This is a genomic window from Algoriphagus ornithinivorans (assembly GCF_900115305.1).
GTDB lineage: Bacteria > Bacteroidota > Bacteroidia > Cytophagales > Cyclobacteriaceae > Algoriphagus > Algoriphagus ornithinivorans.
The window spans coordinates 51,960-72,414 of the sequence record NZ_FOVW01000002.1 but is presented as its reverse complement, the minus strand read 5'-3'; the positions used below and the strand labels follow the sequence as shown (position 1 = coordinate 72,414).

Genomic DNA, 20,455 nt, shown 5'->3' with positions numbered 1-20,455 from the left:
GGCATCGGATGGGTTAGAATTCTAAATAGATATCTATGAGCAAGAAAAATAAAAAAGAATATCCGGTTCAATTCTCTGAAGAGGAACTTAAAAATAAACTAGATCCTGAGTCCTATCATGTGCTTAGAGAAAAGGGAACAGAAAGGCCATTCACGGGGCAATATTACTTAAACAAGGACACCGGCATATACGAGTGTAAGGTCTGCAATAATGAGATTTTTCACTCTTCGAAAAAGTATGACAGTGGCTGTGGTTGGCCTAGCTTCACAGAGCCAATTCGTCCAGAGGCAATCGAGGTGCAGATGGACTATTCGCACTTCATGATTCGGGAAGAAATTCTCTGCGGAAATTGTGGATCCCATTTAGGTCACCGTTTCCCGGATGGCCCTAAAGATCAAGGAGGAATTCGCTATTGTATTAATTCAGTCAGTATGGATTTCAAGAAAGGAGAGTAAAACCGGATTATATCAATATCCGGAATCTTGTCAGTTGCCAAATCTCCTTTGCTTATCGAGCAGGGAGACCGAAGACAGTTGACCGAAGCTTGTTTGAATTGAACTGTTGTGCTTCTTTTATGCACCTCAGTTCTCTTATAGACAGAAAATCGGATATACATGTCAAAAATATGTCAGTTCGAGCGAAGTCGAGAACCCATCGACCTTGCCCGAATTGACATAAGTTTTTTTAGTCAATACAATTATTTCCTTTTCCCTGGCTTATAACGCTCCTTAGCTCTGGCTTCAACATCTTCTTGATAATAAGCCACATCTTTCCAATTTGCATCAGCATAACGCTGCGCCTGATCGGTAAAATGAGGTGAATTAGGATCCCCACTTTGACCTCCAGCTAAAATACTTTTAGCTTTTACCTTTTCACCAAATTCAACTACGGCTACAAAGCTATTCCCTCTATATCCATATAATCGCTTGGTATCTTCTGTACTTCTTGCACCATAAGCCGCCAAAGCTCCCCAGGTTCCAGAAGCCATACCTACAGGGATATATGGTTTATCATCGTCAAACTTCAAATCAATAGCACCTGAAAGTCTTTGAAATCTATTGATCTCGCCCCAAGGGGTATTCCAAGATCCGAAATCTGCGTTCATTTCCTCAATAGTTTGATCAAAAGCCTCCACGACTTGATTGTCGCTAGGCTTAGAAAATTCCCCACTAATTGATGGATCGTCGATGAAGCGATTCAACGAACCTACATTTCGCGCATAATTCATCCCATAAAAATGAGCCAGAGACATAGCCACTGATTCCTTACTAGTACGGAAATCCCAAGCTTTCAGCTTCTGAATTGCCTCTTTATTTTTAGATCCTACTTTTTCATAGGCAGCGACCAATTCAGGAATCAAAGCTTCAAATGCAGGTAAATATGGATCGTGTGCCAATTCTATAAATGAATCCAATGTCAAATTTTTAGCCTCTTTCAAAACTTTAACTGCATGAATGCCTCGGAAATTTTCCTGATCAGGGGCCATGTAAATAGGATAATTTTCCCTTTTCGGAGAATATTCCCCTGCGGCTGTATATGGTGTGGAATTACAATTTTGAATCCAGCCCGTTTCAGGATTGAGGATCACAATGCTTTCATCCACCGTGTGTAAGCCTTGCCAGTCTGTAGCCGGATTAGAGCCATCTACGGGTTCAGAAAAGTCAAATTCAGGATTCCTTTTAGGAATAAAATTCCCGTGGAAATAGCCGATATTCCCTTCTGCATCAGCAAAAACAGTGTTATTGGATGAGTTGGTACGGATATTCATCATATCCTTAAACTCTGCAAAATTATTCAACTTGGTTCGGGTAAAACTTTGAATCAAGGCCTGAACAGGATCCCAATTGATTTTGGTTGCCACCCATTTTCCATCCATTTCGTGAGTGATCGGGCCATGATGGGTTCTATAAAAGTCAAAAGTTTTCTCTTTAATCCCCTCGGCTGTTTTATACTTAATTGTCGCTTGCTTTACTTCCACCGGTCTTTCCTCATCTCCATATTGATAAACCAGTGAGCCATCCTCTTTTTGGAATACTTCTTCTACAAATTCATCGATAAAGTCAACTCGGGTGGAAGTATGAATCCAACCGGTTTTTTCATTAAATCCCTGATAAACAAAAAGCTGACCCCAGGTCACAGCTCCATAGGCGTTCAAACCCTCATTGGAAACAACATGCACCTCTGGTCTGAAATAAAATGAGGTATGGGGATTGATAAGAAGCATAGCATTTCCTGACTCTGTCAGTTCCCCGGCAACTGCAATTCCATTCGATCCCGCAGGTTCTTCCAATGCCTCAGGGCTTTTCCATTCAGCAACTGCCTCCAAAACAGGTACACTGATTTCTTTTCCGTAGAATTCCCGAATTCCATTTAGAGGTATCTGCTCGATGTCTCCACCTATGGAACCTTCAAAAAAGAATAAATGCATCCATGGTTCATAATGAGTAATTACCTGAGCCTCAACTTCTGGATGTGTATGTAGGTAGTAATTTATGCCATCTGCGAAAGCCACACATAATTCCTTCAACCAATCCGGAGCTGTTTCATAAGCAGCCTTAGCTTCCTCTTCTGTCATGTACAAATTGGCTCTCAAATCAGAGAAAATTGCCTCCTCCCCTTCCAGTTCAGCTAATCTTCCTGTTGCCCATACATAATTTCGCTCAACCCTTCTAAAATCATCTTCGCATTGAGCGTAAAGCAGTCCAAATACCGCATCAGCATCGGTTTCTCCGTAAATATGAGGAACTCCAAAGTCATCCCGAATTATTTCCACTTGGGCAGCTCGGGTTTCCCAGCGATCAACTTCTGTTTCAACTTTGGGACTGCAAGCGATAAAAGCTATCAGAAGTAGCAAGCAAATATTTTTAATCATAGGTATCTATGGGTGGTTGATTTTCAATCTTGAAATTAAGGGAAATATAAATCCTGTATAGAAGAAATTGATCAGCGGTGATCTTGGTAATGATTTGCGGGTAATTTCCTTCGAATTGCTTGGATGAAGTCTTCCTCTATCTGCATCCCTTCTTCGTAGGCTCTCATCATTTTTTCAACTTGGCCTACTGAACTAGCCCCAATGACCAAAGATGCAACTGCCTTTTGGCTTAAGCCAAAGCGAATCAACAAGGACTCGGCTGAGTAGATGAATGAATTTAAAAAGTCCTTCATAGCCTTTACTTTATCAGCATGATAACTCAAGAAATCAGAGGATTGCTTATCTATCAATAAGCCTTTTGCGAATGCCCCTCTTACCAGAACCCGGGTTTCACTTTGTTCCAACACGGGAAAAACAACTTCCTCAGGTCTTCTATCCAATGGACTGTATTGCATCATAATGCTGGCCGGAGGGTTTAATTCCATTACTTTTCGGATAACATTGGGCCGAATAGAGGAAATCCCAAAAGCTCGGATTTTTCCTTCCTTCTTTAATATTTCAAAGGCTTCTAGAGTCTCCTCCCATGGATCCTCAATAGTGCCTCCGTGTAGCTGATATAAGTCTATATAATCGGTTTTCAAACGGGACAAACTTGCATCCACCGCCCGTAAAATGTATTCTTTTTTAGGGTTCCAATCCCATCCGGAACCATCCTTTCTCCATTCATTCCCAACTTTACTTGCTAAAATCACCTGATCTCTGCGGTCTTGAATGGCTTCTCCTACCATTTCCTCATTAAAGCCTCTTTGATACAAATCAGCCGTATCCAATAAATTGATTCCTGAAGAAATCGCAGCCTGAATGATTTTTATACCTTCATTCTTCTTTTCAGGAAGAGACATACAGCCTAAAGAAATTTCGGGTATTTGGAAATCCACAAGGGGAAGAGTTCGTCTATTCATTTTGATTTTGGGTTTACAATTCAAAAATATGATTTCATTCCATAGATAAAATTTTCCACTTAAATCATCCCAGAAACTACGGCTTTCCTCCTTTAATCCCTATTTTTGCGGGGCTTAAAAACCTATTTTATTAAAACCAGACGATCTAAGATTTTCCCTCATGGGAATTCTATCAAGAGATTGGTTTTATTGACCTTTTAGATAATACAGAAAACATGAAAAAAATTGCCGTTTTTACTTCAGGAGGTGATAGTCCAGGAATGAATGCCTGTGTGAGAGCTGTTGTCAGGACAGCTATTTTTAAAGGACTGGAAGTTTACGGAGTATTTCGCGGATATGAAGGAATGATTGAAGGTGATATCAAACGCATGCATTCCTACTCTGTAAGTAATATTGTTCAGCGTGGGGGAACCATCCTTAAATCTGCCAGATCAAAGGAATTTAGAACTCCGGAAGGCAGAAAAAAAGCCTATGACAACCTGATGAAACACGGAATCGAAGGAATTGTCGCAATCGGAGGAGACGGAACATTTACAGGTGCAAAAATTTTCTTCGAAGAATTTGGAATCCCAACAATCGGCTGTCCAGGAACCATAGACAACGATCTATACGGGACAGATTACACCATAGGGTTTGATACGGCAGTTAATACCGCTTTGGAAGCAATCGATAAAATTCGGGACACTGCTGCTGCTCATGACAGAATCTTTTTCATAGAAGTGATGGGACGAGATGCTGGCTTTATTGCAGTGGAATCAGGAATTGGAGGCGGAGCAGAATTCGTGATGGTTCCTGAGACCGCTACGGATATAGAAGGGGTGGTAAAGTCCTTGAAAAACCTTAGAAAGACTAAATCTTCCAGCATTATCGTAGTAGCAGAAGGAGATGATGCCGGGAATGCTGAGGAAGTGATGCAGAAAGTTAAAAGTAAAATCAAGGACACTTCCAAGGAATTTAAGGTGACTACTTTAGGACATATTCAAAGAGGTGGAAACCCTACGGCCCGAGATAGAGTTTTAGCAAGTAGATGTGGAATGGCAGCTGTAGAAGGTCTGTTGAAAGGAGAAGTGAACTGCATGGCCGGAGTGATGAATCAACAGGTTGTTTACACTCCATTTGGAGACTGCATAGGCAAAACCAAACCACTGATTGAAGATCATTTGAAACTGATAGAAATCTTAAGTATCTAAAATGGGCTATATCCCTTTATTTCTGACTGTAGGAGGCGCTTGTCTCCTTTTTTTCTTAACCGTTAAAACTTCCTTACAAAGGAAGCTCAACCTTCAAAAAGAGTTGCTTACTCAATTAAGCTTGGCCTTTCCTGAGCTTCAACTAACTGCAGGTAGTTTGGTAGATCCAGATGTGATTTTGGAAAAACTGAAAAAATCAGACGAAAAAAAATCCAAAATAAAAGATGCCTTAAAGGTAGTCAGAGAACTAAAGTATAATCGGATTCAATACAATCAACTGATCAAAAAAGCACCTTACAATTGGGTGGCAAAAATCAGTGGTTTTCAGCCAATCTAGTTTGAACCCACTGAATGATTTCTGATTTTTGATCAGGATGAAACCAGTGAATAGCTAAATCCCGTCGAAACCAAGTCAATTGACGCTTGGCGTATCGTCTGGAGTTTCTTTTTAATAAGCGGATAGCTTCTTCCCTATCATATTCACCTTCCATGTAGGAGAATATCTCTTGGTAACCTACGGTCTGCAAGGCATTCAAGTGTCTTTTTTTGAAAAGGCTTTCTGCCTCTTGAAATAAACCTGCCCAGATCATCTCATCCATGCGTTGGTCAATCCTTTGGTATAATTCTTCCCTTTCCCGATTCAGTCCAATTTTAATGGTTTGAAAGGGTCTTTCCACTTTTTGCTTTACCCTAAAAGAAGAAAACTTCTTGCCAGTGCCCCTCCAGATTTCCAAGGCTCGCATAAGTCTTTGGGGATTTTGCCTGTCGACAGTTTCAAAATATTCAGGATCTGCTTTTTTGACCTCTTCCTGCAAAAATTCTATGCCTCTTTCTTCATACTCTTGGATAATTTGAGCTCTGATTTCGGATTCAACTTCCGGCATTTCATCCAAGCCTTCTGTGATGGCATCTGCAAATAAGCCTGAACCACCGGTCATAATGACCACTTTTTTTTCCTTGAAGAGCTGAGTTAAAATATTCATAGCATCCTGCTCGAATTTCTTCACATCATATGCATCTTCAATAGACAGCGTATCTATCAAGTGATGCTTAACCTGAGCCAGTTCATCCGGGATAGGTTTTGCAGTACCCAAGTTCATTTCTTTATAAAATTGCCTACTATCGCAAGAAATGATTTCGGTATTGAAAAATTTAGCTAGCTTTAAACAAAGGTTAGTTTTCCCAACTGCAGTGGGGCCAACAACCAAAATTAATGTAGGTATTTCAGACAAGTCCTGAGGATTTGATTTGATGTAAAATTCTAAAGTAAAGGAATGAAAAGCAAAAGCATCCTGATCGTTGATGATAATGACCTCAACAGAAAGCTTTTCGAAAATCTCATCAGTCAATCCTGGTATTGTGAAACTGCGAGGAATGGTCTGGAAGCATTGGAGAAATTAAAGTATCAGAGTTTCGACCTGATTTTAATGGATATTCAGATGCCGGAATTGGATGGTATTTCAGCCATGAAGCTGATCAGATCGCGTGAATTAGCTGATTGCCCGATTATTGCAATCACGGCCTATGCAGATGAATCAGATCGGGAAACCTTCCTTTCCCAAGGTTTTGATGAGTTTATGGTCAAGCCGATAAGGCCAAGAGAATTTCTAAACTTGATTCAAAATACCCTGGACTCAAAAAATTTACCTGAGGAAGAAAGTGAAGAAAAAACTCTTCAAAAAAATATTTTAGACCGGGAAGTTTTTGAGCAATTGACAAAATACAATAACCCGGAAATGATCAAACAGGTATATCTAGACTTTTTGCAAGAGTGTGATCAACTGATAAAAAAATCAAAGATTGCATATGAAAGCAAAAATTTAGAGGGTTTGAGCAATTCTATTCATATTTTGAAAGGCAACTCGGGCACCCTTGGAGCCAATAGAATATTTCTTGCGGCACAGACTCTTGAGCTATCCGGTAGAAAAGGATCTTTAGAAGAAATCCCCAAACAACTGAATCAATTAGAAGAAGAAATACAATCTTTCAAACAATATTTAAACCAAGCAACTATTTTTGAGCTATGAATGCAGACAAGAAAATTTTGGTAGGTGAAGACAGTTCAGTCATTATCAACCTGACGAAAAATGTATTGGCATTTGAAAATTACCAAATGACAGCAGCCCGAAATGGACAGCAAGTTTTGGATCTTTTAGCCAAGGAGGATTTCGACCTTATTTTGATGGATATCAGCATGCCGGTCTTGGATGGAATCGCTTGCACCAAAGCAATCCGCGAATTGGCAGATGAGAAAAAATCCAAACTTCCTATTATTGCCATCTCTGGAAATATCCACAACATGACTCATGATGATTTCAGAAAGGCCGGCTTTGATGACTTTATTCAAAAACCTCTTGATTACGATCAGGTATTGGCTACAGTGAAAAAATTCCTAAGCTAAATGGCAGTCAAATACACAAAGCATTTTTTAGATAAACTCGAAAACTTATTCGCAGCTTCAGACTACGTTTTGCGCTACGAAAAAGGGAGTTTTAAATCAGGCTATTGTGTATTAAAAGACACCAAAATCGTCATTGTCAACAAATATTTTCCGCTAGAAGGGAAAATTAATGCACTGATCGACATTTTAGGGGAACTTCAATTCAATCCTCAGGATTTTAAAGAGAAGTCCGTTCAGGATTTCTTAAAAGAATTGCAACAAACCCAATTAAAATTTTGAAAGTACGATTTTTAGGAACAGGAACCTCACAGGGAGTGCCAGTCATCGGCTGCTCATGTCCGGTCTGTAAATCTTTGGACTTTAGGGATAAAAGATATAGGTCCTCTATTCATATACAGGTGGGCGAACTGAGTTTGGTAATTGACACGGGTCCAGACTTTCGATCTCAGATCCTTCAAAGTGGCATAAGCACGTTAGATGCCGTACTATTTACCCATGAGCATAAGGATCACACCGCTGGTCTGGATGATATCAGACCATTTAATTTTGCCCAGCAAAAAGATATGCCAGTGTTTGCAAGAGCTCAAGTGCTGGATCAAATTCGTAGGGAGTTTTCTTATATCTTTTCCAGTCAAAAATATCCGGGAGTCCCTCAGGTTGAAACCATAGAAATTGATGAACAAAGCTTTACCATAGAAGGCATTACCATCACTCCTATTCCGGTTTTACATTACAAATTACCTGTTTTAGGGTTTAGAATCGGCGATTTCACCTATATAACAGATGCCAATCACATTCCCGATTCATCTATTGATTTGATCCGAGGCTCTGAGACCATCGTCCTCAATGCCCTTCAAAAAAAGCCCCATATTTCCCACTTTACTTTGGACGAAGCATTGAAAATGGCTGAAAGTTTAGGAGCAAAAAATACTTATTTCACCCATATCTCCCACAAACTGGGACTTCATGCTGAAGTTGAAAAGGAGCTTCCTGAGGGCATTCATTTAGCCTACGATGGATTAGAGTTAACTTTAGACTAATGCATCTCAATTATCATTTTCTGAAATACCTCTGCCCTGAACTTGAGCAGGAATTGAAAGGAATGACCATTATCTCCTGCTTTTCACAAAGCAAAGATGAATTGGTGATAGAAACTGAATTAGGTGAAAATCATCGGTACATTCGGGCGCACTTTTTACCACCTCAGATTTATTATGCTTTTCCTGAAGATTATAAAAGAGCTAAAAGGAATTCGGTAGACCTTTTTCCAGAGTTAATAGGAGAAAAGATCAGTTCTTGCAAAGTATTAAGCTATGAAAGGGCTTTTAGATTGGAATTGGAGTCTGGAGGCACTTTGTTGTTTAAACTGCATGGAAATCGAAGTAATGTGCTTCATTATCAATCTGGAAATAAGCTACCCATTCGGGTTTTCAGAAATGAATTTGTAGAAGATAAAAGTCTATACTGGCCCGATTTAGAAAAACCCTTGGATTTAAGTCAAGAACAATTTTTCAGGCTTGAAGGCAATGCTTCCCAGTTTTTGCCAACTCTCGGGAAGATTCCTCGGGAATGGTTGAAAGAGCGGGGATACATACAGGCAACGATAAATCAAAAGTGGGCACTCATGCAGGAGTTGTTGGACATGCTCGACAGCCCGCTTTTTTCCTTGGCTCAAAAAGAGGAGGAAGTTTATTTGACCTTGCTTCCTGATTCCAATATCCAAAAAACCTTCGCCAACCCCGTAGATGCATTGAATGAGCTTTTTTATAAAGCCATGGTCGTGGGCTCTTTTGAAAAAGAAAAGAGGGCTTTGCTGAAGAAATATGGGGACGAACTCAAGAAAACTGAAAGCTATATCAAAAAATCTCAAGAGAAGCTGGAGGCATTGATTCAAGCCGCCCCTCCTTCTCAATTAGCTGATGTAATAATGGCTCATATTCATGAGTTTAAGCCAGGTCAATTAACCTATCGCTTTACCAATTTTTATTCAGGAGAAGAAGTCGAAGTAAAGCTAAAACCCAATCAGAAACTTCAAGATTATGCTGAAAACCTTTACAGAAAAAGTAAAAATAGGCAGCTTGAATTAGACCAGATTGAACAGGCTATCGCTTCTAAAAAAGCAAAAAAGGAGGAATTAGAAACCAAGCTCTTTGAGTTGGAAAACCTGGATGGTTATAGAGATTTAAAGGATTTTAAAAAATCACATAAAGAAGATAAGTCGCTCCAAAAGGATAGTGTCAGTCTTCCTTTTAGGCAATTCGAATATGCCGGTTTCCCTATCTGGGTGGGTAAATCTGCCAAGGATAATGATGAGATGCTGAGAAACTATATTCACAAAGATGATTTATGGTTGCATGCAAGGCAGGTTCCGGGATCTCACGTTGTCATCAGAACAAAGGGCAAGGAGAAAGTCCCCAATCAAGTGCTTGAAAAAGCGGCTTCTTTGGCAGCTTATTATTCAAAATACAAAACTGAAAGCTTGGCTCCAGTGATTTACACTGAAGCAAAGTTTGTAAGAAAGGTGAAAGGTCTTGCTCCAGGTGCAGTCATGGTAGATAGAGAATCGGTGATAATGGTAGCACCTGAAGGCCCTTCAGAGGAGCTCTCTACCTAATACCCAAAGGAGGATCAGGAGCTCTTAGAGAGAGCTTTTTAAATCCTTTGACTAGAACAAAAGTTCCGGCGATACCTGTGGCTCCTCCCACATATAGGAGTGACTTTCCCAAATCAGGATTAGACCCTAATAATTGACCACCAATAATGGTGATTGTATATCCCATGGTGGCTACAAAAATCCCGGTTTTCAGTTGGCTTTGAGCTTGATGTAAATTCAGTTTCACTTCATAGACTTCTTGATCCAAAGCAAGAATAGTTCTTTTCAAAGAATCATAGGCTGGATGTTCTATTACCTGACTATGGGCTAGATTCGAAATCAAAAGAGTTGCGATAAATAGAAAAAATATTTTTGTCAACATGTTATTGATTGATCCAATTTTTAAACTCACTCACCCTTTCTCTTGCCACAACTATAGCAGCCTCACTTCGGGCATTTAAAGATAAAACAAGCCTCCCATTCAGGTAAGGTTTGATCTCCATCAGGCCATCCAGATTAATAATAATGGATCGATTGACTCTATAAAATTGCTGAGGATCCAATAAATTATCCTGAAGTTCCTGCAAGCTGTGATCTATCATATATCGGGAAGAAGAGCCTATTTCTACAACGTAGGTAAAACCTTCTTCCGAATAGAAATAAGCTATTTTGTCACTGGAAATAAAACTGAATTTATTCCCAACTTTTACCAAAAATCTTTTTTTGTAAGATTTTGAATTATAGTGACTTATTAATCTATCTATCAATCTTGAGTTTAAGTTTAAACCCGAATTTGAAATACAGAGTTTTTCAGCTTTTTGACAAGCCAGAACCAACCTGTTTTCGTCAATAGGCTTAAGTACATAGTCTATACAATTATGGTCAAAAGACTGCAGTGCATATTGATCATAGGCTGTGATAAACACAACCGGATGAGCAATTTCTCTCCCTTCGAAAGCTTTAAAACTCAAACCATCAGCAAGGTGGATATCGCAAAGAATAATATCAAAAGCATCAGGACTTTTTAACTCTTCCCGAAGTTCCTTGATACTTTGTACAGCAGAATGAATAGTCCAGGAAGGAAAATGATGCTCAATGATCGATTTGATTCTGTCTTGAGCTAAAGGTTCGTCTTCGACTAAAAGTATCCTCATGGGTCTCTAACAATGGTAAAACTACTTCAAACCAGTCTTTCTGATCGGTAATCCTAATGGACTGATTTAAAAACCTATATCTATCGGAAATGTTTTTGAGGCCAATTCCCGTAGAATCCTCCACGGCTTCTTTCAATTGCTTTACATTTCCAACACTGATCCTTTGATCATCCGCAGAAATCTGAACAATCAATGGCTCCTTTTTAGTGAAATAATTATGCTTAACCACATTTTCTACCAGCAATTGGAGTACGGCTGGCGGAATCAATTTGTTTTTTGCTTTTTCAGAAATTGAAAAATTAAAGCTGAGTGAATCCTGAAATCGAATTTGCAAAAGCTCTATATAGTCCTCCAGAAAGACTAATTCATCTTTTAAATTAACTAGTTCTGATACCTTGTTTTGAAGAATGTATCGATAGGTAGCACTCAATTTTTGAAGGTATTGATCTGCTTTCTCCACGTCCTGATGGATCAAAACTGAAAGGGCACTGAGATTATTAAAGAAAAAATGAGGATTTAACTGTGAATTGAGGGATTCTAATTTGGCTTCAGTAGAGAGCAATCTTAACTTATCTGCTTCTAACTTTTTCTCTGTAAATTTTTTAAAGAAAAAATAAATTGCATTGACACAATTTAGGAAGAGGTTAATTCTAAATAAAAAACCGAGAGTCAGCAGAAAATTAGGTAGCGAGTTCCCAAAAGGCCCTCCAAATAAAAAAGAGGTAGTTTGTACTGAAAGTGCCGCTAATCCAGCTACCAAAACAAAACTTCCCAAAAATTGAGCTAATAGCGGATGTAAATTCTTGAATGAATAAGAAAAAAACCGCTCTAAACTCCAATTAATAAACCAAACAGCGTAACAAAGTACCAGGATAAGTGAAAATAATTGGGCCTCCGGCAATGCAGCCTGATACAATCTATCACCATCCAAAATAAGGATATTCAAGAAAGAATAAACCCCTAATAATCCTGGAAAGATAAATTTAAATCGATGGCTAAACATATCGGTTTTTGACTTTCATCACGGTTGGTAAATGTACAGAAACCTACGATGGAAAAACAAGGGGCAGATGTACCTGCCCCTTAATTGTGGTATTTAGTTGATTGTCAGATTAAAGGGTTGGCAATAATACCCCGTCGATTACGTGAACAACACCGTTTTCTATTGCCACATCAGCTGCTACAACATTGTAAGTTTGTCCATTGGCATCAGTGACGGTTACTTGATTTCCAGATCGAGTTACCATTAGATCTTCTCCGGCTAGAGTTGTTACCATTTGAGTTCCCTCAGCTAGATCAAATGAGAAAGCCGTTGTTGGTACAACATGAAATCCTAATACTTTTTGAACAGCTTCAAGCCCTAGATTGGAGATCATTTCTTGAAGAGAAGAAAAACCCAAAGCATTCAATAGATTCACAAAGGCCTGATTGGTAGGGGCAAAAACTGTAATTTCATCCGCATCCAATAATGTCTGTCCCAAATTAGCGGCAGTTACAGCGTCCAACAATACAGAAAGGTTAGCGGCTGTTGCTGCTTCCACAACATTTGGAAGATTATATTCCGGCAACAAAACCCCGTCAATGACATGCACCACTCCATTAGAAATGGCGACATCAGCAGTCACTACATTAGCTGTATTTCCTAATGCATCCGTCACAGTCACTCCAGAGCCTCCAGCGGTAACAGTTAGCTCCTGCCCTGCTAGAGTGGTAAAAGTATTACTTGCGTTCAAATCAGTAGAAAAAGCTACCGCAGGAACAACATGAAAACCAAGGACAGTTTGAAGGTTTTCTACGCCTCCTATTTTTGTCACCAACTGAGAAAGATTAGCAGCGCCGAAGGCTTGTAAAGCTGCCCCGAAAGCATCATTGGTAGGCGCAAATACTGTAATTGCATCAGATCCAAGCAATGCTCCTCCCAGATCTGCTGCAGTCACTGCATCAATCAAGGTAGTCAATCCTGCAGCAGTTGCAACCTCTACTACATTTGGAAGCATCAAATCTGGTAGTAGTACTCCGTCCACAACATGAACTACTCCATTGGCAATTTCTATATCAGCAGCAACTACGTTTACTGTTCTGCCCAATCTATCGGTTACAGTAACTGAACCTCCAGAAACTTCAACCAATAAGTCCTGTCCAGCAACTGTCGTGAATGTATTGCTTGCTTGCAAATCTCCTGAGAAAGCAACTGCTGGGACAACATGGAACCCTAAAACTTTTTCAAGATTGGCTACTCCTCCTAGTTTGATCACTAGTTCATTCAAATCTGCTGCACCAAAAACTTCCAACGCTGCAGCAAAAGCCTCATTGGTTGGCGCAAAAACAGTTATTTCTCCAGCTGAAAGTAAAGTATTACCTAAACCATCCACGGCATTTACAGCGCTTAAAAGGGTACTTAAACCAAATTCATTAGCTGCCTCAACCAAGTTTGGCTTTGGCAATTCAATGGATGGAAGCAACACCCTATCAATGATGTGCATAACACCATTTTGAAACTGCAAGTCAGTTTCTAATACATTGGCAGTATTACCTTGTGCATCCACTACAGTTATTCCGCCTATACTTCTGGTGACAGTTAATTGCTGCCCTGCCAAAGTGGTCACAGTACTTGTTCCAGAAAGAGAAGATGATAAAATTCTGGTTGGTACAACATGGAAACCTAAAACAGTCTGGAGATTTGTAGCTCCTCCTAATTTAGCAACCAAGTCGTTTAAATCACTTGCGCCGAAGGCATCCAAAGCAGCTGCAAAAGCTTCGTTGGTCGGAGCAAAAACAGTAATGGAAGACTGGCTTTGTAAAGTTGACTCCAAGCCTGGTACAGCCTGAACAGCAGCGACCAGCGTAGTTAGACCCTCATTTTGGGCCACAGACACCACAGTTCTTCCTTCTATTGGATCTGCGTCGACAATTTCCTGACAGGAAAACATCGAAAAAAGCGCAGTCCCGATAAACAGGTACTTAAATAATTTTGTCATAGCATTAAATTGGTTAGTTTGCTTTCAAAACTTTTAAGTAGAAATTAGGATACGAGTTTTACTCTAACCTGTATCAAAAGAAGCTTGAACTGTCTTATTTTTTCTTTGAACTGTGATCCTAAAAACAAAAAATCCCCAACAGAATAACTATTGAGGATTTTAAAGTATTAAACCTTAGAAGAATCAGGTTACCTGATGAATCTTAAGCATGTTTGTTCTGCCTTTAGCTTTCAAAGGCATACTTGCCGTGTTGATAATAATATCACCAGCGCTGACATGATCATCCCTTTTCAGGGTTTTCTCAATATCCTCAAAAGTAGCATCTGTTGAAACCTGATTTTGGTATAAATATGCTCTCACGCCCCATACCAAAGACATTTGAGTAATCAATTGCTTATTTCTGGTGAAAATGAAAATACTTGCCAAAGGTCTGTGGGAAGCAATTCTAAATCCTGTAAATCCTGAAGAGGTAATGCCTACAATAGCTTTAGCCTTGACGTTCCTGGATAGCCTGGCAGCCATCAATAACAGGTTATTACTTAAGAAAGTGGTATCGTCTTCAGGAATCTTGTAAAGATTATGATAGATCTCTGCATTTTGCTCCAAGTAGCTGATAATACTACTCATAGCTTTTACCGCATTTACAGGATATTTTCCAGAAGCTGTTTCAGCAGAAAGCATTACTGCATCTGCACCATCTAAGACTGCATTGGCTACATCATTGGTTTCAGCCCGGGTTGGTCTGGGATTCTGAATCATGCTTTCCATCATCTGGGTTGCAATAATTACAGGCTTACAAGCGAGCTTACATTTCTCCACCATTCTTTTTTGCCAGAGAGGAACTATCTCCATTGGAACTTCCACTCCCAAGTCACCTCTTGCAACCATAATCGCATCAGTAGCATCAATGATGGCATCTATATTTTCAAGAGCTTCAGGCTTTTCAATCTTAGCAACGATTTTGCAAACCTTTCCAGCTTTTTGAATTCTTTCTCTCAAATCATAAATATCCTCTGGAGATCTGACGAAAGACAAAGCGATCCAGTCAACATCCTGAGAAAGACCGAATTCAAGATCCTCAATATCTTTTTCAGTCAAAGAAGGAGCAGAAACTTTGGTATTAGGAAGATTGATTCCTTTTCTGGATTTCAAAATCCCTCCATGAATAACGGTACAGTTGACATTTTTGCCATCTGTATCGTTTACTACCACTTCCAGATTTCCATCATCGATTAGAATTCTGTCCCCTGCAACCACATCATTAGGGAGGTTTTGATAAACTGTGCTCACCAATCGACTGGTACCCACTACTGGGTCATTGGTGATGGTGATTGGCTCCCCAGGTTTGATTTCTACCCCATTGTTTTCCACTTCACCTACCCGGATTTTAGGACCTTGAAGATCCTGAAGGATGCCTAAATTCAAATTTTGTTCTTCATTGACCCTTCGGATGATTTGAATGACTTCCTCGTGGATGTCATGAGTACCATGAGAAAAATTTAATCGAAACACATTTGCCCCTGCAGCAGCCAAGCTTTTAATTGTTTCATAATTATTGGAGGCTGGGCCTATAGTTGCGAGGATTTTGGTTTTGTTAATATGACTCATTGATTTTTAATAAGTTAATAGGTTTTCTCTAGATTTTAGCTTGGTGACATCCAGTTTCATCACGTTTTGAATGAAGGGAATTTCAGCAAGTTTATTCGCAAATGTATTAATACTTATTTGAAAGGTCTGATCTTGGACCAAAAGGAAATAGTCCATGGTTTTTAGTTCAGGTATCAGGTAAGAGACCTGATTTTGTGAATTGATCGCTTTATTTTTCAAAAGTTGAACAAATCCATGGGGTAAAGAAAGGAAATATTGACTAATTTTCAGTTGTGGATCTGAAAGAAACTCAATCTCAAGATCCTCCCACTTGATAAGGTCTAAATCCAGTTGACGATTGATAAGCCAGGCCATCTTGTAGTCCTTTACAGGGGATACAAGGCCCAAAACCTCAAAGTCGTACGTATGTTCAATCTGTAATTTTACCTTCTTCATTTGGGAAGAAAATGGAGCAAAACAAAGGTAGAAATAAAAATTCAACTCAACGAAAAGCCCCAAAGCTTAAAAATTTACTTGAATCATTTCTTTGCCAATTAGCTTTTAAATATATTTCTTTGCGGAGTGTTATTAACTAAACTGATCACAAAATGTCTGAAATTGCACAAAAAGTAAAAGCCATCATCGTTGACAAACTGGGCGTAGAAGAGTCTGAAGTGACTATGGAAGCAAGCTTTACCAATGACTTGGGAGCTGACTCTCTAGACACTGTAGAATTGATTATGGAATTCGAGAAAGAATTCAACATCTCTATCCCAGATGATCAGGCTGAGCAAATCGGCACGGTGGGACAGGCTGTTTCCTACCTTGAGGCTAACGTAAAATAATAACCAATAAATTCAGTCCATGAATTTAAAAAGAGTTGTTGTAACTGGTATTGGTGCCCTTACACCCATAGGCAATACTTCCGAAGAATTTTGGAAGGCTTTGTCTACGGGCGTAAGTGGTGCTGCACCAATCACCAAGTTTGACGCTTCACTTTTCAAAACCCAGTTTGCCTGCGAAATCAAAAACCTCGATCTAGATCAATTTATTGACAGAAAGGAAGCCAGAAAAATGGATCCCTTTACTCAATATGCAATGATCACTGCAGATCAGGCAATGGCAGATTCGGGATTAGATCTTGAAAAAATTGACAAATCCAGAGCGGGAGTCATTTGGGGCTCAGGAATAGGTGGATTAAAAACCTTCCAGGATGAAGTCACCGATTATGCAAAAGGTGACGGAACTCCAAGGTTCAATCCTTTCTTTATCCCTAAAATGATCGCTGATATAAGTGCAGGTTTTATTTCCATCAAATATGGATTTAGAGGACCAAACTTTGTAACTGTTTCGGCTTGTGCTTCTGCAACCAACGCCCTAATCGATGCTTTTAATTACATCAGATTAGGAAAAGCAGATATCTTTATCTCTGGTGGATCTGAAGCAGCAGTTACCGAAGCCGGTATCGGTGGATTCAATGCTATGAAAGCCCTGTCTCAGAGAAATGATTCTCCTGAAACAGCCTCCAGACCTTTTGACAAAGACAGAGATGGCTTTGTATTAGGCGAAGGAGCTGGCGCATTGATTCTGGAAGAATACGAACATGCCAAAGCTAGAGGTGCTAAAATCTATGCTGAAATTGTAGGCGGAGGAATGTCCGCAGATGCCAATCACATTACCGCTCCACATCCAGAAGGCTTGGGAGCTAGTTCAGTGATGGAATCAGCCTTGGATGACGCCAACTTAAAGCCTGAGGATATTGATTACATCAATGTACATGGAACATCTACTCCGTTGGGAGATGTAAGTGAGACTAAAGCTATCCAAAAAGTTTTTGGAGAGCATGCTTACAAACTCAATATCAGTAGTACTAAATCCATGACAGGTCACCTGTTAGGTGCAGCTGGTGCTATCGAAGCTATCGCATCTATCTTTGCTATCAAGCATAGTTTGATCCCTCCTACCATCAACCATTTCACGGATGATGAAACATTTGACCCGGGATTGAACCTGACTTTCAATAAGGCGCAGCAAAGAGAAGTGAATTATGCGCTGAGTAATACATTTGGATTTGGTGGACACAACTGTTCTGTCATTTTCAAAAAATATAACTGATCAGGGTTTGAAACTCTTTCAGAAACTCGGAGTACATCTTCTCTTTCTCAACAAAAAAGACAAAAGGCTTGCTGCCTCGGTCAAATTAATGACCGGGAGCAAGCCTTTTAATATTTCTCTCTACCGACTCGCATTGACTCCTGCCGGATTGGGAGAGGAAACTTCCAAAGGATTCAGGATTTCCAATGAAAGACTGGAGTTTTTGGGAGATGCAGTGCTAGGTGCTGTCATCGCTGAGCATCTTTTCCAAAAATATCCCTACAGAGATGAGGGCTTTTTGACGGAAACCCGTTCAAAACTGGTAAACCGGGAAAGTCTGAATGAAACGGGAATTAAAATTGGGCTCAGAAATGTCCTGGATCAGGAAATAGGAGAAAGAAACTTTACAGGAAATAAATCTCTTTATGGAGATATGCTGGAAGCTTTCATCGGAGCCACCTATTTGGATCGGGGCTATCATTTTACCAAGCGCTTTATTCTTAAAAGAATTCTCCTCCACTTTGACTTGGAGGGAATGATCGCCACGACCACCAATTACAAGAGTAAAATCATCGAGTGGTCCCAAAAAGAAAACAAACAGCTGGAGTTTAAAGTATTGCAAGTACACGGCAATCAGCGATTCAAAGAATTTATTGTGGGGCTGGAGGTAGAAGGCAAAAGTGTAGCTCAAGGAAAAGGAAGCACTAAAAAGAAAGCCGAACAAGATGCCTCCAAAAATGCCTGTGAAGAACTGAATATCGCCACCTGATTCAAATCAATTACACATGTCTGCAATCAAAATCGGAGCAGCTCCCCTAAATCAAACACCTTTGGATTGGTCTGGCAACCTCCAAAGAATTGTTTCTGCAATCAATGAAGCTAGAGAAAAGAAGGTAGAACTTCTTTGTTTCCCTGAGCTGGCCATCACAGGCTATGGCTCTGAGGATTTATTTTTAAGCTATTGGTTTCCTATCAAAGCTCTGGATCAACTCAAAACCTTATTGCCCCATTGCAAGGGAATCACTGTTGCCATTGGGCTTCCTGTGAGAATTGAAAATAAAGTCTACAATACCATGGCTATTGTGGAGAACGGGAAACTGAAAGGTTTTGTAGCAAAGCAGTATATGGCCATAGACGGAGTTCATTACGAATTTCGCTGGTTTACCCCTTGGAAAGCGCATGGGATTATCGACCTGGATTTCTTCGGTGAAAAAATCCCTTTTGGAGATATTTCTTTCCATCACAAAACTATTCATTATGGTTTTGAAATTTGTGAAGATGCCTGGAGAGGACCTATTCGACCTGGCTATAGACTTTGCGAACGAAAAGTAGATTTAATATTCAATCCAAGTGCTAGTCATTTCGCCATGGGAAAAACCCTGGAGCGGAAAGAATTGATTGAATTTAGCTCCAAGGAATTTGACTGCTATTACTGCTATGTCAACTTACTTGGAAATGAAGCTGGTCGAATGATATTCGACGGAGAGACTATGCTGGCTAAATCCGGCAAGGTTTTGTATAGAAATCAACTCCTATCCTACCAAGATTTTCAGGTTTTGACTTTTGAGGTCAAAGAAGAAGTTCAAGAAATTGCTAGAATCCTAAGCAAGGAGGAAGAATTTGTTCAGGCCGCCAGTCTAGGACTTTTTGATTATTTGAGAAAAAGCAAAAGCAGAGGATTTGTTCTTTCCCTATCCGGAGGCGCTGATTCCTCCACCGTTGCGATTTTGGTTGCAGAAATGGTCAGAAGAGGAATTCAAGAATTAGGACTAGAAAACTTCTGCAAAAAAATCTCTTTTCCAATCCCTCAAAATTCAGCTTCTGCTGAAAAAGAGTTGGTAAATCAACTTCTCACTACAGCTTATCAGGGCACTAAAAATTCATCGGTTGACACGTTTAAAAGCGCTAAAGAGTTGGCTGAAAGCCTAGGAGCAACCTTTTATCATTGGACGATTGATGAAGAGGTCGGCACTTATACCCAGAAAATTGAAGATGCTATTGGCAGAAAATTGACTTGGGCCGAGGATGATATCACCCTGCAGAATATTCAGGCTAGAACTCGATCTCCAATTATTTGGATGCTGGCAAATATCAATAATGCTTTGCTGCTCGCTACATCCAATAGAAGTGAAGGAGACGTAGGTTATACTACCATGGATGGTGATACCAGCGGAAGTATCTCCCCTATTGCAGCGGTAGATAAATATTTTATACTTCATTGGTTGCGCTGGGCAGAAAAAAATCTCGACAGGCCAGGATTAGCTTTAGTGAATTCCCTGCAGCCTTCAGCTGAATTAAGGCCGGCTGAAAGGACTCAAACTGATGAAAAAGATTTGATGCCTTACTCCCTGATTGTAGAAATAGAAAAACTCGCAATCAGAGACCGAAGATCACCTATGGATGTATTTCTGATTTTAAAAGAAGAGATACAGATAGAAGATCAGATTTTGAAGGGATATATTAAAAAATTCTTTCAACTTTGGTCCAGAAACCAATGGAAAAGAGAGCGATTGGCTCCCTCCTTTCATTTGGATCAATTCAATGTAGACCCCAAAACCTGGTACAGATTTCCAATTTTATCAGGGGGATACAAAGAAGAATTAGAACAATTAGATCAACTTTGA

At 39.8% G+C, this 20,455-nt stretch carries 21 protein-coding genes; 12 read left to right on the top strand and 9 right to left on the bottom strand.

What is annotated here, in order from left to right; genetic code table 11:
• Positions 1-35: 35 nt before the first annotated feature.
• Complete coding sequence (gene msrB, locus BM073_RS02420; protein ID WP_091649851.1) at positions 36-455, top strand: peptide-methionine (R)-S-oxide reductase MsrB; 420 nt, start codon at positions 36-38, stop codon at positions 453-455.
• A 242-nt stretch (positions 456-697) separates the two neighbouring features.
• Here msrB and BM073_RS02415 read toward each other — a convergent pair whose 3' ends face one another.
• On the bottom strand, positions 698-2,872 hold the full coding sequence (locus tag BM073_RS02415; protein ID WP_091649848.1) for an acylase: 2,175 nt from the start codon (positions 2,870-2,872) through the stop codon (positions 698-700).
• 71 nt (positions 2,873-2,943) lie between these two features.
• On the bottom strand, positions 2,944-3,834 hold the full coding sequence (locus BM073_RS02410; RefSeq protein WP_091649845.1) for an aldo/keto reductase: 891 nt from the start codon (positions 3,832-3,834) through the stop codon (positions 2,944-2,946).
• A gap of 215 nt (positions 3,835-4,049) precedes the next feature.
• Between BM073_RS02410 and pfkA the strand changes: the two genes are divergently transcribed.
• Positions 4,050-5,024 carry a 6-phosphofructokinase gene (gene pfkA / locus BM073_RS02405; protein WP_091649843.1) on the top strand — a complete coding sequence of 325 codons (975 nt, stop codon included), beginning with the start codon at positions 4,050-4,052 and terminating at the stop codon, positions 5,022-5,024.
• A 1-nt stretch (position 5,025) separates the two neighbouring features.
• Positions 5,026-5,361: a hypothetical protein gene (locus BM073_RS02400; RefSeq protein ID WP_091649841.1), complete on the top strand. Its 336-nt coding sequence runs from the start codon at positions 5,026-5,028 to the stop codon at positions 5,359-5,361.
• Here the strand turns inward: BM073_RS02400 and miaA are convergent.
• Positions 5,339-6,256 (bottom strand): tRNA (adenosine(37)-N6)-dimethylallyltransferase MiaA, encoded by a 918-nt coding sequence (gene miaA, locus BM073_RS02395; RefSeq protein ID WP_217643086.1) that lies wholly within the window; start codon positions 6,254-6,256, stop codon positions 5,339-5,341. The genes BM073_RS02400 and miaA overlap by 23 nt on opposite strands.
• 42 nt (positions 6,257-6,298) lie before the next feature.
• Between miaA and BM073_RS02390 the strand changes: the two genes are divergently transcribed.
• The 5 genes from BM073_RS02390 to BM073_RS02370 are packed head-to-tail and all read left to right on the top strand — an operon-like array spanning position 6,299 to position 10,039.
• Positions 6,299-7,051: a response regulator gene (locus BM073_RS02390; protein WP_091649839.1), complete on the top strand. Its 753-nt coding sequence runs from the start codon at positions 6,299-6,301 to the stop codon at positions 7,049-7,051.
• Positions 7,048-7,425, top strand: coding sequence for a response regulator (locus tag BM073_RS02385; RefSeq protein WP_091649836.1), 378 nt, complete (start codon positions 7,048-7,050; stop codon positions 7,423-7,425). Before BM073_RS02390 ends, BM073_RS02385 begins: the two co-directional genes overlap by 4 nt.
• Complete coding sequence (locus BM073_RS02380) at positions 7,426-7,704, top strand: hypothetical protein (RefSeq protein WP_091649833.1); 279 nt, start codon at positions 7,426-7,428, stop codon at positions 7,702-7,704. It begins immediately after the preceding gene.
• Complete coding sequence (locus BM073_RS02375; protein ID WP_091649830.1) at positions 7,701-8,465, top strand: MBL fold metallo-hydrolase; 765 nt, start codon at positions 7,701-7,703, stop codon at positions 8,463-8,465. Before BM073_RS02380 ends, BM073_RS02375 begins: the two co-directional genes overlap by 4 nt.
• Positions 8,465-10,039 carry an NFACT RNA binding domain-containing protein gene (locus tag BM073_RS02370; RefSeq protein ID WP_091649828.1) on the top strand — a complete coding sequence of 525 codons (1,575 nt, stop codon included), beginning with the start codon at positions 8,465-8,467 and terminating at the stop codon, positions 10,037-10,039. The genes BM073_RS02375 and BM073_RS02370 overlap by 1 nt, the downstream gene beginning before the upstream one ends.
• Here BM073_RS02370 and BM073_RS02365 read toward each other — a convergent pair.
• From BM073_RS02365 to BM073_RS02340, 6 genes are all read right to left on the bottom strand, one after another.
• Positions 10,032-10,400 carry a hypothetical protein gene (locus tag BM073_RS02365; protein ID WP_245756355.1) on the bottom strand — a complete coding sequence of 123 codons (369 nt, stop codon included), beginning with the start codon at positions 10,398-10,400 and terminating at the stop codon, positions 10,032-10,034. The genes BM073_RS02370 and BM073_RS02365 overlap by 8 nt on opposite strands.
• A gap of 1 nt (position 10,401) precedes the next feature.
• On the bottom strand, positions 10,402-11,172 hold the full coding sequence (locus tag BM073_RS02360) for a LytR/AlgR family response regulator transcription factor (protein WP_091649825.1): 771 nt from the start codon (positions 11,170-11,172) through the stop codon (positions 10,402-10,404).
• The gene (locus BM073_RS02355; RefSeq protein WP_091649822.1) at positions 11,111-12,175 is read right to left on the bottom strand and encodes a sensor histidine kinase; all 1,065 of its coding nucleotides are present in this window, start codon (positions 12,173-12,175) and stop codon (positions 11,111-11,113) included. The genes BM073_RS02360 and BM073_RS02355 overlap by 62 nt, the downstream gene beginning before the upstream one ends.
• A gap of 109 nt (positions 12,176-12,284) precedes the next feature.
• Positions 12,285-14,150 carry a fasciclin domain-containing protein gene (locus BM073_RS02350; RefSeq protein ID WP_217643085.1) on the bottom strand — a complete coding sequence of 622 codons (1,866 nt, stop codon included), beginning with the start codon at positions 14,148-14,150 and terminating at the stop codon, positions 12,285-12,287.
• 183 nt (positions 14,151-14,333) lie between these two features.
• The gene (pyk, locus tag BM073_RS02345) at positions 14,334-15,758 is read right to left on the bottom strand and encodes a pyruvate kinase (protein WP_091649817.1); all 1,425 of its coding nucleotides are present in this window, start codon (positions 15,756-15,758) and stop codon (positions 14,334-14,336) included.
• 6 nt (positions 15,759-15,764) lie between these two features.
• Positions 15,765-16,193 (bottom strand): IPExxxVDY family protein, encoded by a 429-nt coding sequence (locus BM073_RS02340; RefSeq protein WP_091649814.1) that lies wholly within the window; start codon positions 16,191-16,193, stop codon positions 15,765-15,767.
• Positions 16,194-16,345: 152 nt separating this feature from the next.
• Between BM073_RS02340 and BM073_RS02335 the strand changes: the two genes are divergently transcribed.
• Genes BM073_RS02335 through nadE form a run of 4 tightly spaced genes read left to right on the top strand, consistent with a single transcriptional unit; the run spans position 16,346 to position 20,455 of the window.
• A complete protein-coding gene (locus BM073_RS02335; protein WP_024282156.1) occupies positions 16,346-16,582 on the top strand; it encodes an acyl carrier protein in 237 nt (78 codons plus the stop codon).
• Between the two features lie 19 nt (positions 16,583-16,601).
• Positions 16,602-17,852, top strand: coding sequence for a beta-ketoacyl-ACP synthase II (gene fabF, locus BM073_RS02330; RefSeq protein WP_091649811.1), 1,251 nt, complete (start codon positions 16,602-16,604; stop codon positions 17,850-17,852).
• A gap of 7 nt (positions 17,853-17,859) precedes the next feature.
• Positions 17,860-18,600: a ribonuclease III gene (rnc, locus tag BM073_RS02325; RefSeq protein ID WP_245756354.1), complete on the top strand. Its 741-nt coding sequence runs from the start codon at positions 17,860-17,862 to the stop codon at positions 18,598-18,600.
• Between the two features lie 16 nt (positions 18,601-18,616).
• Positions 18,617-20,455, top strand: coding sequence for an NAD(+) synthase (gene nadE, locus BM073_RS02320; protein WP_091649808.1), 1,839 nt, complete (start codon positions 18,617-18,619; stop codon positions 20,453-20,455).

Coding starts and splice junctions, on each gene's coding strand:
- fabF (WP_091649811.1), top strand. CDS start 16,602: ATGAATTTAAAAAGAGTTGTTGTAACTGGTATTGGTGCCCTTACACCC.
- BM073_RS02400 (WP_091649841.1), top strand. CDS start 5,026: ATGGGCTATATCCCTTTATTTCTGACTGTAGGAGGCGCTTGTCTCCTT.
- BM073_RS02340 (WP_091649814.1), bottom strand. CDS start 16,193: ATGAAGAAGGTAAAATTACAGATTGAACATACGTACGACTTTGAGGTT.
- BM073_RS02370 (WP_091649828.1), top strand. CDS start 8,465: ATGCATCTCAATTATCATTTTCTGAAATACCTCTGCCCTGAACTTGAG.
- BM073_RS02350 (WP_217643085.1), bottom strand. CDS start 14,150: ATGACAAAATTATTTAAGTACCTGTTTATCGGGACTGCGCTTTTTTCG.
- BM073_RS02410 (WP_091649845.1), bottom strand. CDS start 3,834: ATGAATAGACGAACTCTTCCCCTTGTGGATTTCCAAATACCCGAAATT.
- BM073_RS02380 (WP_091649833.1), top strand. CDS start 7,426: ATGGCAGTCAAATACACAAAGCATTTTTTAGATAAACTCGAAAACTTA.
- pfkA (WP_091649843.1), top strand. CDS start 4,050: ATGAAAAAAATTGCCGTTTTTACTTCAGGAGGTGATAGTCCAGGAATG.
- BM073_RS02365 (WP_245756355.1), bottom strand. CDS start 10,400: ATGTTGACAAAAATATTTTTTCTATTTATCGCAACTCTTTTGATTTCG.
- BM073_RS02385 (WP_091649836.1), top strand. CDS start 7,048: ATGAATGCAGACAAGAAAATTTTGGTAGGTGAAGACAGTTCAGTCATT.
- BM073_RS02355 (WP_091649822.1), bottom strand. CDS start 12,175: ATGTTTAGCCATCGATTTAAATTTATCTTTCCAGGATTATTAGGGGTT.
- BM073_RS02390 (WP_091649839.1), top strand. CDS start 6,299: ATGAAAAGCAAAAGCATCCTGATCGTTGATGATAATGACCTCAACAGA.
- nadE (WP_091649808.1), top strand. CDS start 18,617: ATGTCTGCAATCAAAATCGGAGCAGCTCCCCTAAATCAAACACCTTTG.
- msrB (WP_091649851.1), top strand. CDS start 36: ATGAGCAAGAAAAATAAAAAAGAATATCCGGTTCAATTCTCTGAAGAG.
- BM073_RS02360 (WP_091649825.1), bottom strand. CDS start 11,172: ATGAGGATACTTTTAGTCGAAGACGAACCTTTAGCTCAAGACAGAATC.
- BM073_RS02415 (WP_091649848.1), bottom strand. CDS start 2,872: ATGATTAAAAATATTTGCTTGCTACTTCTGATAGCTTTTATCGCTTGC.
- pyk (WP_091649817.1), bottom strand. CDS start 15,758: ATGAGTCATATTAACAAAACCAAAATCCTCGCAACTATAGGCCCAGCC.
- BM073_RS02335 (WP_024282156.1), top strand. CDS start 16,346: ATGTCTGAAATTGCACAAAAAGTAAAAGCCATCATCGTTGACAAACTG.